General features: G+C 66.5%; 14 protein-coding genes. 9 read left to right on the forward strand and 5 right to left on the reverse strand.

All coding sequences use genetic code 11. The features are described 5' to 3' along the window. Position 1 precedes the first annotated feature (1 nt). Together AB0H88_RS41630 and AB0H88_RS41635 are read left to right on the forward strand one after the other, a co-directional pair. A complete protein-coding gene (locus AB0H88_RS41630; protein WP_357654122.1) occupies positions 2-982 on the forward strand; it encodes an aldo/keto reductase in 981 nt (326 codons plus the stop codon). Between the two features lie 18 nt (positions 983-1,000). Next, complete coding sequence (locus AB0H88_RS41635; RefSeq protein ID WP_357654124.1) at positions 1,001-1,162, forward strand: hypothetical protein; 162 nt, start codon at positions 1,001-1,003, stop codon at positions 1,160-1,162. A gap of 383 nt (positions 1,163-1,545) precedes the next feature. On the opposite strand, the gene AB0H88_RS41640 is transcribed toward AB0H88_RS41635, so the two are convergent. Then, positions 1,546-2,250: a TetR/AcrR family transcriptional regulator gene (locus tag AB0H88_RS41640; RefSeq protein ID WP_357654125.1), complete on the reverse strand. Its 705-nt coding sequence runs from the start codon at positions 2,248-2,250 to the stop codon at positions 1,546-1,548. A 102-nt stretch (positions 2,251-2,352) separates the two neighbouring features. On the opposite strand from AB0H88_RS41640, the gene AB0H88_RS41645 reads away from it, so the two are divergent. Both AB0H88_RS41645 and AB0H88_RS41650 read left to right on the forward strand, forming a co-directional pair. Then, positions 2,353-3,516 (forward strand): epoxide hydrolase family protein, encoded by a 1,164-nt coding sequence (locus AB0H88_RS41645; RefSeq protein WP_357654126.1) that lies wholly within the window; start codon positions 2,353-2,355, stop codon positions 3,514-3,516. Between the two features lie 303 nt (positions 3,517-3,819). Then, positions 3,820-4,218, forward strand: a complete 399-nt coding sequence (locus AB0H88_RS41650; protein ID WP_357654127.1) for a DUF4158 domain-containing protein — start codon at positions 3,820-3,822, stop codon at positions 4,216-4,218. Positions 4,219-4,512: 294 nt separating this feature from the next. Here the strand turns inward: AB0H88_RS41650 and AB0H88_RS41655 are convergent, their stop codons facing one another. Then, on the reverse strand, positions 4,513-4,788 hold the full coding sequence (locus AB0H88_RS41655; protein ID WP_357654128.1) for a hypothetical protein: 276 nt from the start codon (positions 4,786-4,788) through the stop codon (positions 4,513-4,515). Between the two features lie 186 nt (positions 4,789-4,974). Here AB0H88_RS41655 and AB0H88_RS41660 point away from each other — a divergent pair, with 186 nt between their 5' ends. Beyond that, positions 4,975-5,748 carry a transposase family protein gene (locus tag AB0H88_RS41660; protein WP_357654129.1) on the forward strand — a complete coding sequence of 258 codons (774 nt, stop codon included), beginning with the start codon at positions 4,975-4,977 and terminating at the stop codon, positions 5,746-5,748. On the opposite strand, the gene AB0H88_RS41665 is transcribed toward AB0H88_RS41660, so the two are convergent. From AB0H88_RS41665 to AB0H88_RS41675, 3 genes are all read right to left on the reverse strand, one after another. Beyond that, positions 5,718-5,945, reverse strand: a complete 228-nt coding sequence (locus AB0H88_RS41665; RefSeq protein ID WP_357654130.1) for a hypothetical protein — start codon at positions 5,943-5,945, stop codon at positions 5,718-5,720. The two genes, AB0H88_RS41660 and AB0H88_RS41665, sit on opposite strands and share 31 nt — an antisense overlap. A gap of 250 nt (positions 5,946-6,195) precedes the next feature. Beyond that, positions 6,196-6,690: an SRPBCC domain-containing protein gene (locus AB0H88_RS41670; protein WP_357654131.1), complete on the reverse strand. Its 495-nt coding sequence runs from the start codon at positions 6,688-6,690 to the stop codon at positions 6,196-6,198. Between the two features lie 51 nt (positions 6,691-6,741). Then, positions 6,742-7,674, reverse strand: coding sequence for an NAD-dependent epimerase/dehydratase family protein (locus AB0H88_RS41675; protein WP_357654132.1), 933 nt, complete (start codon positions 7,672-7,674; stop codon positions 6,742-6,744). Between the two features lie 135 nt (positions 7,675-7,809). On the opposite strand from AB0H88_RS41675, the gene AB0H88_RS41680 reads away from it, so the two are divergent. The 4 genes from AB0H88_RS41680 (at position 7,810) to AB0H88_RS41695 (ending at position 12,573) form a co-directional block, all read left to right on the forward strand. Next, positions 7,810-8,748 (forward strand): LysR family transcriptional regulator, encoded by a 939-nt coding sequence (locus AB0H88_RS41680; RefSeq protein ID WP_357654133.1) that lies wholly within the window; start codon positions 7,810-7,812, stop codon positions 8,746-8,748. A 980-nt stretch (positions 8,749-9,728) separates the two neighbouring features. Next, positions 9,729-10,457 carry an SDR family oxidoreductase gene (locus tag AB0H88_RS41685; protein WP_357654134.1) on the forward strand — a complete coding sequence of 243 codons (729 nt, stop codon included), beginning with the start codon at positions 9,729-9,731 and terminating at the stop codon, positions 10,455-10,457. 86 nt (positions 10,458-10,543) lie between these two features. Next, positions 10,544-11,167 carry an NAD(P)-binding domain-containing protein gene (locus AB0H88_RS41690; RefSeq protein ID WP_357654135.1) on the forward strand — a complete coding sequence of 208 codons (624 nt, stop codon included), beginning with the start codon at positions 10,544-10,546 and terminating at the stop codon, positions 11,165-11,167. A gap of 146 nt (positions 11,168-11,313) precedes the next feature. Further along, positions 11,314-12,573 (forward strand): MFS transporter, encoded by a 1,260-nt coding sequence (locus tag AB0H88_RS41695; protein WP_357654136.1) that lies wholly within the window; start codon positions 11,314-11,316, stop codon positions 12,571-12,573. The last annotated feature ends 50 nt before the right edge of the window (positions 12,574-12,623 follow it).

Below are 12,623 nucleotides of genomic sequence, written 5' to 3' on the forward strand. Positions count from 1 at the left end.
GATGGACTACATCCAGCTTGGCCGCAGCGGCCTGTCGGTGTCGCGGCTGGTCCTGGGCACGATGAACTTCGGGACCGAGACCTCGGAACAGGACAGTCACGCGATCATGGACCGTGCGCACGAGCACGGCATCAACTTCTTCGACACCGCCGACGTCTACGGCGACGGCCGGACCGAGCAGATCATCGGCCGGTGGTTCGCCGCCGGAGGCGGCAGGCGTGACAGGACCGTCCTGGCCACCAAGCTCTACCTGTCCGCCAGCCAGTGGCCGAACGACGGCCGCCTGTCCGCGCTGCACATCCGGCGCGCATGCGACGCCTCCCTCAAGCGGCTGGGGACCGACCACATCGACGTGTACCAGATGCACCACATTGACAGGAACACGCCGTGGGAGGAGATCTGGGAGGCCTTCGACGTTCTTCGGCAGCAGGGCAAGGTGCTCTACTTCGGCTCTTCCAACTTCGCCGGCTGGCACCTGGCCCAGGCGCAGGAGGCGGCACGCACGCGGCACCGGCTCGGCCTGGTCGCCGAGCAGTCCATCTACAACCTGATGAACCGCTGGGCCGAACTGGAGGTGCTGCCCGCGGCGCGGCATTACGGGCTGGGCCTGATCCCCTGGTCACCGCTGAACGGCGGCGTGCTCGGCGGCGTCCTGCGCAAGCAGCAGCAGGGCGCCGCCGCCCGCGGCGCCTCCGGACGATCGGCCGCCACCCTCGCCGAGCACCGCGAGACGATCGAGGCGTACGAGAACCTCTGCGCCGACCTCGGCGAGGACCCCGCGAACATCGGGCTGGCCTGGCTGCTCGCACAGGAGGGTGTGACCGGCCCGATCATCGGCCCGCGTACGATCGAGCAGCTCGACGGCTCACTCCGGGCCCTGTCGATCACCCTCGACAAGGGCACACTGGCCAGGCTGGACGAGCTGTTCCCGCCGCCCGGCCCGAACGGCGCCAAGCCCGCGCCGGAAGCGTACGCCTGGTGAATCCTCTCCCCCAGCATCATGAAAGGCACCACCTTGTCCACACCTGACGTCGTATTCGGCTTCGGCACCCATTCCAGCATCGCGGACCTGCCCGACCTGCTCAGCATGGTCCAGCAGGCCGACCGGGACAGGCTCGACCTGTTCTCGCTATCGGATCACCCCTACCTGGCCTGCCGTTAAGGAGGCTGCTACCAAGTACACGCGAGTGGTGTTAGCCCAGGTAGAAGGCGCCTTAGCAGTGAGCGTCGGAGGGTTTGATAGCCGGTGCGGCCTGGCGGTGGATGGTGGCGATGCTCGGCGGCGGGCGTTGCAGCGCCAGGCACTTGATCAGCAGTTGCAAGTCCTGCGGCATGCGCCGTTGCCCGGCGTCGCGTCGCGGCCGACGCGCGAGCCCCAACCAGACCGTCCCGGCGGTAGTCGGCCAGCACCGAATCAGGACTTCGCGATCTCTGGACCACTCTTTTTGATCTTGCTCTGGGAATGGGTCATCATTTGTGAAGTCGGCGACGGACCTGAGAGGGAGGCAGTCTGCGCGGGCACACTCTCCAGCCGCGCCGTGCCACTCACATCGTCGCGATCACACTGTTCTTACCGGATTCTTGGCGGGGTGCGGTGTCGATGTCGTGTCCGGAGCAGGACGATCCGCGGCTCCGCTCGAGTGCTGCGGGCCAGGGCTGGTCCCCCACGAGAGCGATTGCGCGCGTCTCGGGAACTCCCAGCATCAGCAGGCTCGTGATCGTCGCCGCTCGGGCGCCGAGGGTCCCGTTCGACAGGTCGCTGTCCGCGATGGCGAACACGACGCCGTAGGCAACCTGGCTCAGAATGCCTGCCGGTAGGTGCCGTGCGAACACGTCGCTGTCCTGGCCCCGTTTCACGAGGTCGGCGAGGAGCTCATCGACTGGCCCGAGCAGGCCGTGGATCGCCTCCCCGTACGCGCCACGGCGCAGCGCCAACAGCACTCGGTACCGGTGCGCCACCGGCCAGACGCGGGCGATGAATTCGACCCACGTCGCGTCCGCTTCTGCGTCGGAGGCGTTGACTTCGGTGAGCACGGCTGTCACCTCGGTGACGGCCTGTTCCGTGAGTGTCCGAACCAGGTCGAGGCGCGAGGGGAAATGGCCATAGACCGTGCGACGGACGACGCCGACGGCGGAGGCGATGTCGCCCATTCCGGCGTCGGGGTTCTCTCCCAGCACATCGAGGGCGACGTCGAGGATGCGATCGCGCGTCTCGTTCATCGAGCGAACACGGGAGGACTCGGTGGGCACGACACCATTGTTGCACACCCGTGTGCAACGAAGTAGATTGCACACTGGTGTGCAACGAAGAGTTGCGCTGTGCTTCGAAGCTCAAGAGAAGAGAAGAAGGCAATGACCGCACCGACGCCGCCGACCTCGACCCTCGTCCGCCCGTTCACCGTCTCGATCTCGGATTCGGAGATCGAGGACGTGAAGCAGCGACTGGCCAGAACTCGATGGCCGGATCCCGAAACGGTGGGCGACTGGTCGCAAGGGGTTCGCGTAGAGAACGCCAGATCTCTGATCGACTACTGGGAGCGCGGCTACGACTGGCGGCGCTTAGAGTCCGAGCTCAATCGCTTCCCCCAATTCCTGACCGAGATTGATGGGCTGGACATCCACTTCATCCACGTCAGGTCCAAGAATCCCAACGCGATGCCGCTGATACTCACGCACGGATGGCCGGGCTCGATCGTCGAGTTCCTGAAGCTGATCGGCCCGCTGACCGATCCGGCTTCGTTCGGAGGAGACGCCGCCGATTCATTCGACGTCGTCGTCCCGTCGCTCCCCGGGTTCGGGTTCTCCCAGAAGCCCACGGAGACCGGGTGGACTGTATCGCGCATCGCAAGCGCGTGGGTGGAGCTGATGAAACGTCTCGGCTACACGAGATGGGCCGCGCAAGGCGGCGATTGGGGCGCCGTCGTCACCACCGCCCTCGGGGCCATGCAACCTGAGGGGCTTCTCGGAATTCATCTGAACACCCAGTACGCCTTCCCCGCACAGATACCCGACACCTTGTCGCCCGAACAGCGCTACGCCGTGGAGACCCTCGCCCTCTACACCGGCGATCTCGGTGGGTCGAACCACCTTCAGCGCACGAAGCCGGAGACTGTCGGATTCGCCCTGGCGGACTCTCCCGCTGGTCAGGCAGCCTGGATCTACGAGAAGTTCCAGTCCAAGACCGACAACCACGGGCTCGCCGAGGACGCCCTCAGCATGGACGACATGCTCGACGCGATATCCCTCTACTGGTTCACCAACAGCGCAGCGTCGTCCGGCCGCATCTACTGGGAGAACAAATCGGGCACTCTCGCCGGCCCGAAGCTGACGCTTCCGGTCGCGGTGACCGTCTTCCCGAGGGACATCCCACGCCTGCCACGAAGCTGGATCGAAGACACCTACAGCCATCTGATCCACTACGGCGAGGCCGACAAGGGCGGGCACTTCGCGGCCTTGGAACAGCCCGAGATCCTGGTCAGCGAAATCCGCACCGGCCTGCGCACCCTTCGTTCCTGACGCCAACGCGCGAGCTCAGGAGCGCACGCGTATCACTCGGGCTTCACTGAACCGACCAAAGGCGCTGGGGGTGCAGCATGCCTTACCAAAGGCGTGAGGTCGATCACGTTTCCGGGGGCCGAGTTTCTGGTGGAATCTCGCGACGAGGGGCTCTACCCTCTTCAGGTCAGCCCGCAGACTCCGGCCCGACGGCCCGACGCCGCATCCATTCACCCTGCGGCCACCTCAGCCGGCGGCCCCCGTTCTACCGACAGTTCCCGGTATTCGCTCTCCGCGTCCGGCGGTCACTGGTATGCACAACGGGTGAGTCCGACTACCGGAGGGGAGTCGCCTCACCGCGAGCAGATCCGCACCGGCTACGGCTTCACCGCCTTCGCGGGCGAGCAGTGGGTTGCGCTGGCCTGCTGGCTCTACAAACGGGCCTGGACCACGGGCGAGCGCCCGATCGTGCTGTTCGACCTGGCCACCCACCGCCTGGTGGAGGCCAAGATCCTGCTGCCCGGCGTCACCACCCTGGAGCGGCTGATCGCCGCGCTGCGCGAACGCGTCGCCGCCCGCCAGCACGCGCTGCTGGCCACCGCCCCCAGCCCGAACCAGGCCGCCGTGCCGGAGAACCTGGTCAAGGTCGAGGATGGCCGGCGCGTGTCCCGGCTGGACCGGCTGCAGCCGCCACCGCCCAGGCTGGAGGCGGTGAAGCTGTAGCGGCCGAGACAAGCAGACCCCTCGACTTCCAATCTCCCGAACCCGCGCGCTCGTACCACTCTGCTAGATCTGTAGGACCTGGAGGCGCAGGCGCTGAATGAAGTGGTGCCTGCGCGCTCGGGATTGCTTCCTGCGGCGCTGCTCCGACCAGTAAAGCCCCAGCTCAACGGCGTGATCATCGTTGAGGTTGAGTTATGCCCCAGCCACGGGAAGCCGCCCGGCCGCAGACGCAGCAGGCTCCACACCTGCCGGCGCACCCTTAGGGCCTCGCCCACGCCCATGTATGTATGCGGGTCAGGCCGCAGGTTTCGCCACCTCCGCCTCTGCGGCACGGGCGAGACGTTCGACCCAGTCCTGGTGATAGTGGTAGAGCGCACCGGGATGCTTATAGCCGAGCTCCTCGAGGAAGAAGGGGCCCTGCTGCGTTTCCTCGGTCAGCACGTGACAACCATTTTTCGTGGGCGTGATCACCCAGCCGTGGTACGCGCTCGAACCGGTTTCGTCGCCGTCGACGGTTGTCTCCCACGAGAGTCTGGTGAAGGGCTCATACTCCGTCACGTTGAGAGTCATGGGAAATCCAACCGTCACCCGGCTGTACTTGGTTCCGAGCTCCAGTACTGAAGCTTTTTCAGCCCTTGGCGACGGGAATGCTGGTCACAGCATGATCGCGAGCTCGGTGTTCGCCTGACGACGCAAGAAACCCCTGGTAGATGGATTGATCACCACAACCAGATCCGTCACAACCAGGGGCTTCGGATGCTGTTCTATCGTGCTGCCGTCGATTTGTCGCGTTCAACGCTGAACTACGTCGCCGGGGTGATCCGTCGGCACCGTAAGTCGATCGGGTCGGCCTGGCGACTGCTCAACCCTGGCCAGCAGGCCCTGCTGGTGCTGGTCTACCTGCGCAAGGGTGAGACGTTCACCGAGCTCGGCGCCGGGTTCGGAGTGTCGACGGCGACCGCGTGGCGGTACGTGGAGGAGACGGTCGTGCTGCTGTCGGCCCGCTCGCCCAAGCTCGGCCAGGCGCTGCGCAAGGCGAAGCGAGACGGGTTGCACTACCTGGTGCTGGACGGCACGCTGATCCACACCGACCGGGTCAAGGCCGACCGGCCGTACTTCTCCGGCAAGCACCGCGTGCACGGGATGAACGTGCAGGTCATCGCGTCGCCAGATGGGACGATCGTGTGGACCTCCGGAGCATTGCCCGGCAAGGCCCACGATTTGAGCGCCGCCCGGATCTGGGGCATCCTGCGCGCACTGGAGCAGGCCGGGATCATCACCCTGGCCGACAAGGCGTATCAGGGAGCCGAGGGCCCGGTCCGCATCCCGTACAAGGGCAAGAACAAACCGGAGTCCCAGAAGCAGGCCAACCGCTCCCACGCCAAGCTCCGCGGACCCGGCGAACGGGCGAATGCCCAGCTGAAGAGCTGGAAGATCCTTCGAAAGCTACGCTGCAGCCCTTCCAAGGCCGGCCACCTCTGCAAGGCCATCGCCGTCCTTCAGAACCACCGCGTCGCCCAGGCCGCCTGAGGATGAAAAAGGGTCACTGTCTCACCGCTCAGGATCTTGACGTGATCTTCGGAAGGAAAGTAGCTCGACCAGTTCTCGGCATCGACGAGCAGCTTCCATACCACTTCAGGCGGCGCCTTCACGTCGATATCGTTGAGCGCGTAGAGAGCCGACGTTTTCGGGTCATACCGTTGAGGCCAATTCACCTTGTCATACATCCGCTGCTTTTCCTTTTTGAACGTGTTGGAGAGAACGCTTCAATGCGCCAACTGCTGTCTGAGGTGTTTGGACAGACAGTCCGTTCACTCGGCTGAACCCAAGCTGCTTCGGGAAGTTGGTCGCTGCGGTTCGACGTGAGGCTGTGGGCCATCCGCGGCGGGGTCGTCTCTGGAGCTGTCGCGGGAGGACCGCATCCTTGCTGGTACTGCGTACTGACTCCCGCCTTCGGTCGTCCGCTGTACCCGCGAGTCAGCCGGCGCGGTTTTCACGCTCGGTCGCTATCTTGGCGAGCGCGGCGAGAAGGTTCTCGTGTGTGCGCCAGAAGACTTCAGGATCCTGCTTCGCCAATTCGATCCAGAGCGGGCCCTGCATCGTCTCTTCGGTCCAGAGGTGGCTCCCCCTCGGCGTGGGTGTGATGATCCAAGCGTGGTAGGCCCTGGATGCTTCCGACGCCTTGGGGTAACCACCCCAGGCGATACGCGTCACAGGTTGAAACTCCTGTACGGATGCGAAAACGTCCTGGCCAGCCAGGTTGGTTTCGAATCGAGTTCCGAGGTGCAGCGAGTCATGGCCGTCAAGCAGCTGGACATGTTCGACGCCCGGGTAGAAGCTGGGCCAGGTTCGGGGGTCTACGAGCAGGGACCAGATCGTTTCAGGAGAAGCTTCGACCTCGAGCTCGTTGGTGAAGTGGATCGGGGAGCGACTGGGGGCCAGGGCCTCCGGCCAATTTATCGCTTCAAACACGGAAATCTCCAGATGATTGTTGACGTATGCCGGTTGAACGTGGGTGGTGCTTCACGCGCGGCTGACGGCCACCGAGTTCCTGACGGTCTCCAGACCGGTGGCGTGCGAAGCAACGGGCTCGTATCCGAGTTCGGCCACGGCCTTGTCCGTCCGCAGGGTGCACTGCTGCCCGAGGAACCACCGAGCGGGAACGGGGACTTCGCGGGCGGCGGTCTCGGCGTCCAGGTCGGGGATCGGGACACCGACGCCATGGATCTCGAACTGGGTCTCCAGGAACTCGCGAAGGGTGACACGGTGCCGGTCGGTGACGAAGTAGGCCTGACCTGGTCGGCCGCGCCGCCATCCGAGCATGAGTCCCTCAACGGCGTTCTCGACGAACGTGACGTCAGTTGTGTGCCGGCCTCCGCCGATCCAGGCGAACTGCCCGGCCTTCGCCGCCGCCGCCAAGCCTTCGACGAGGAAGCTGTCGGGACCCCAGACGAACCTCGGGCGAATCGACACCGTGGCGAAGTCCGCGGTGTTCGCGTCGAGCACGATCTTCTCGGCCACGGCCTTCACCGCACAGTAAGCGGCTTCCGAGTCGGGTCGCAGCGGCGCGGTCTCGTCGACGTCCACGAGCGGGTCACCGGCGAGGAGCGCGGCTTCGCTCCCGCAGTGGACGAACCGGGGAACGTGCGCGTGGCGGGACGCATCGACGGCTGCCTGGGTGCCGCGGACCGTCACAAACTCGTGGCGCTCACGATCAGCGGTGATGTCCGTCTCCGCAGCGAGGTGGAACATCACATCACTGCCCGTCACACCGTTGCGCCACGTGGTCGGGTCGGTCAACTCGCCCCGCACAGGCTCGGCGCCCAGTGCCGACACCTTCGCGGCCGATGCCTCACTACGGACCAGAACAGCCACCGAGTGCCCCTCCTTGAGGAGCCTGCGTACCAGTACCTTGCCGATGAACCCCGAGCCGCCCGTGACGAATGCTCGTGCCATGAAACTCTCCTCCGTCGAGACCGGCCTCCTCGCCTGCTTCGGGGCGTGAAGGTCTCGCGGGGTGAAGCAGTCTCCAGTCACGAGCCATTCCCTCGAAAAGATTCATACTTCTATGGGGTGCGATAAAATTTTCACATGGCTTCTCTTCGGGCGCTGGAGTGCCTTGTCGCGGTCGCGGACTCCGGGTCGGTCACACAGGCGGCACGGCTGCTGCATTCGTCGCAGCCGGCTGTCTCTCACCAGCTCGCGGCGCTGGAACGCGAGGCAGGAACGATGCTGCTTCGCCGCGAACCCAGGGGAGTCAAGCTCACTCCCGCTGGACGCGCCGCCGTCGCGGATGCCAGACGAGCGATCGAGGCGGCTGCCTCCGCGGTCCAGTCGGCCCGCGCCGTCGGAGAAGCGACTGGGGGATCGCTGCGGTTGGCCTGCGCGCAGAGCCTCGTCTCCGTGCTCGCCCCGGTCATTCGCGAGTGGCACCACCATCACCCCAAGGTGGCGATCACATTGCGTGAATCCACGTCGGCAGAAGAGCTTCACGGCTTCATTGACGCCGACGAAGCGGACGTGGTGCTGATGCCCGCTCCTGTGCCCGACCGCTTCACGGCCACCGTGGTCGCCGACGAGGAAATTGTGCTGGCGGCACCAATGGACCACCCCATCGCCCGGCAGCCCGTCGTGCGCGTACAGGATCTTGATGGAGTGCGCCTCGTTCACTTCGCTCCGGACAATGGCCTCAGCACGTGGCTTGACCGGTCCCTCACCAAGGCCGGAGTCCGCCCGGTGGCCGTGATGAGGACATCGGTGACGGTCGCAGCCCCGCAACTCGCGGCCGCCGGCCTAGGGGTCGCGGTATGCCCAGTGAGCGCGATCAGCGTCGGCTTCCCGGGCGCGGTCCGATCGTTCTCACCACACTGGGTCAGGCAACTGGTGGCGGTCACCCCCGCCACACTCGACCCGCTCGCCGCGCGGTTCATCGCCAACATGCGCAGGCACGGCGTGCACGTGCCCCGCGACGTGCGAACTCAACTCGCAGGGGACAACTCGACGCCCGCGAAGGCGCGACCGTCCTCCTGAGGATCGCCCCGACGACGCGGTCGGCGATCAGGTCGTTCGCCGGCGACCAACAGCGGGGGCGGCGTCAGCACCCATCGACTCGGCGAAGGCCGGACCCAGACGCATCGACCCCGCACGGGCCGGCGTTGCTGCGGCGACCGCCCGGAGGGCGCATCGGTGCCCTGCCCGACGACGCAGACGAGCCGTATGGCATCACCGTCCCACGACCCGGGGCGCCTGGGCAGCTCCGCACGGCCGGCGGCAGTCAGGCGCGCACGGCGGCGGTCCGCGGGCCAGGAGCGCGGTCCCGGCTTCGCCCTCAGAACTGCCGACTGATGCGAGATCGCCGGTTGCCGGATATCGAGACGGTGTCGAACGCGGGGGTCAGGCACGTACTCGGGGGACCGCCGGGATACGAGCGAAAGAGGCAACGAGCTCCCGAAGCTGCTGGTCAGGGTGGCTGTACAGCGAGGTTTCTTGGATAGCAGGTGATCAGCTCGGTGTAGCAAAACCCGCGCAGCATCGGACCGCGCGTGCTGGATAGGCTCCGATGCGTTACATCGGTCTTCTGCTCGGGTCTGAGTTGTGACGCGATCGATCGCACCGCCTATCCGCGGTTCAAAAGGGTGGTTCCCGCGCGGGAGCTGGCTGAGGCGTTCACGCCGACGGTCGCCGAGGTCGCGAGCATGATGCCGACCGGACCGCGAAGTGGCATCGCGGGCTGGTCCGGTCATTCATGGGCGTGAAGTACGACTCGGGCAAGGCCCGTGCGATCGCCGAGGAGGCGATCCGCCGGGCGGTCACGACGAGGGACAACCCGGCGCCCCTTTCACTCGCATCCCGGCGATCCTCCTACTCCAGCTCAATTGATATGAGCAATATCTATCGCAACCCATACTTTTATCGATCCTAAGACGGGAAGGATGGCTTCCTGCCGACAGTTGCACGGCAGACAGAGGGTGGGCTCACCACTCGTCCTGTGCAACTTCGAGGAGCATTCGATGGCGTATTCGCTGAAGGACAAGCATGTTCTGATCGTGGGGGGCAGCTCGGACATCGCTGCCGCCCTGGCCACCGATCTCCTGCGCGAGGGTGCGCGGGTCACCCTCGCGGGCCGGGACATCGAGAAGACCGCTATCGCGGCGAAGGCCATCGGGGACGCGGTCCGGCCTGTCGCCCTCGACCTGTCGGACGAGGGGTCGATCCAGGCAGCCGCGGATCAGGTCAGGGCCGTCGGCGCGCTCGACCACCTCATCAGCGTCGCCACGGAGCGGGCCAACGGGCCGGTCGTCTCCCTCGAGCGCCGCGCGCTGCTCGCGGCCTTCGATGCCAAGGTCCTCGGACCGATCCTGCTGGCCAAGCACTTCGCCCCGATGATCGCCGAAGAGGGATCGCTGCTGTTCTTCTCCGGCCTGGGCGCGTGGCGGCCGTCACCGGGAGGCGTCGCGATGGCAGCCACCAACGGCAGCGTCAGCGCGCTCGCATCCGCCCTCGCGGTTGAACTGGCGCCCATCCGCGTCAACGCCATCTCGCCCGGAGTGATCACCACCAGCGCGTGGAACACCGCGGTACCCGACAAGCACGAGCTGTTCCAGCGCGTCGCGGCTTCCGCGCCGGCGCGCCGTGTCGGGGAGCCCTCCGACGTCTCGGCCGCCGCCCGCGCACTGCTGACCAACCCTTTCATCACCGGCGAGATCCTCCACGTCGACGGCGGAGCGCGCTGGGCCTGACCCCCGGCGCGAGCGGCGCAGGCGAAAGAGCGTCAAGTAGGTCGCGTCCCCACCACGTCTGTCACGACTGAGGAACGAGATACATCATGAGCGACATCAGCATCATCGGCCTGGGAAACATGGCCCGCACCATAGGCGCCCGGGCGGTCGTAGGCGGCAATGCCGTCGAGGTCATCGGCCGCGACGTGGCCAGGGCCAAGAACCTGGCCGAAGCCCTCGGCGGCGGCACCACGGCCGGGATGTTCGGCACCGCACCGGCCGGCGACATCGTCATACTCGCCGTGCCGCACGACACTGCGGCGCCGGTCGTCGCCCAGTACGGCGACATGCTGGCCGGCAAGGTCATCGTCGACATCACCGACGCCTTCAACTCCGACGCCACCGGGCTGACCACCTCTGCCGGCACCTCCATCGCGCAAGAGGTCGCCAAGGTCGCCCCAGCGGGCGCGCACGTCGTGAAGGCGTTCAACACCGTCTTCGGCCACGTCCTGGCCCAGGGCCGCCCGCTGGACGTGCTCATCGCCGGTGACGACGCCCAGGCCAAGGCGACTGTGTCGGCATTCATCAAGAGCCTCGGGCTGCGGCCGCTGGACACCGGCTTCCTGGAAATGGCGCACTGGCTGGAGGGAACAGGCCTGGTGATGATGGGCCTGGGCCGCCACGGCGCAGGAACCTTCGACTTCACCTTCGGCGTCAACACCTCTGCCTGAGCACACCCGCACCCGCCCTCGCCCATGCCAGGCGCCCATGTCTGGCGCTTGGGGCCTAGGGCCGAGAACGGCTGATGCGCACCCGATCCACCCACCATCCCCCTCACGTCAACGTGCCTGACGCGTCAGTACCACAGGAGATAGAAGTGTCCGATTCCGCCCAGGCGCCCTCTCGCCGCGGCACCGCATCCGGCAGCACCCTGCCCGACGACCCGCCGGCAATCAGCAGCACCCCCGCTTCCGGCCCAGCAGTCCCCCGGTTTCCGCTCCCGGCACTGATCGTGATGGCCTGCACCACTTTCATCGGCATCGTGACCGAGACGATGCCGGCCGGGCTCCTCCCCCAGATCGCCCGCGGACTGCGCATCTCCGACGGCGCAGCCGGCCAACTCGTCAGTGTCTACGCGGTCGGAGCGGTCCTCGGAGCGATCCCTGCGGTCATGCTGACCCGCGGAGCCCGGCGCAAACCACTGCTGTGCGCCGGGCTCCTCGGATTCCTCCTCGCGAACACCGCCACCGCACTCGCCCCCGACCTCCTCGTCGCCCTCCTCGTCCGCTTCGTCGCAGGCGCGTTCTCCGGTCTGCTGTGGGGCATGCTCGCCGGATACGCGATGCGCATCACCGCACCGGAACGCGCCGGACGCGCCCTGGCCATCGCCATGGCCGGCATCCCGATCGCACTCGCGGCAGGGACTCCGCTGGGCACCTGGTTCGGTTCGACGGTCGGATGGCGATGGGCCTTCGCCGGATCGTCCCTGTTCACCGCTGTCATCCTCATCAGTGCGCTCATCCTCGTCCCCGACGCTCCGGGCCAGAACGCGGGCACGCGTATTCCACTCCTCAAGGTGCTGCGCATCCCAGGCCTTGCGACCATCCTCGGCGTCGTCTTCCTCTGGCTGCTCGCGCACAACCTCCTCTACACCTACATCGCCCCCTACCTGCGGCAGGAGCACCTGGATATGAAGCCCGACCTCGTCCTTGTCATCTTCGGCGTCGCCGCGATCGGCGGTATCGGGATCACCGGAATGCTCGTCGACCGCATGCTCCGCCGCCTCACCGTGGCCAGTGTGGGCCTCTTCATCGTCGCCGGCCTGGTCCTCCTCGCCACCCAGGGGTCAAAGCCGTTCACGATCCTCGCCATCGTCCTGTGGGGACTCTCCTTCGGCGGCTCGGCAACCCAGTTGCAGACCGCCGCGGGAGCAGCCACCGGCGAGCACGCCGACGCGGCCATTTCCATGGTCACCACAGCCTTCAACCTGGCGATCTTCGCAGCCGGCACGGTAGGCGCGGTCTTCGTCGACGGCATCGGAGCGAAAGCCCTGCCCGCGGTGATGATCGCCTTCGCAGCCGTGGCACTCATCGCGGTCGGCCTCGGCCGACGCTCGGCGTTCCGCCCCGGCCCCTGACCGGCAGCGGTGCACGGCAGAAGGCGTGGATCTGTCTCAGACGGCCGGGC

The organism is Nonomuraea sp. NPDC050680, from assembly GCF_040654555.1.
GTDB lineage: Bacteria > Actinomycetota > Actinomycetes > Streptosporangiales > Streptosporangiaceae > Nonomuraea.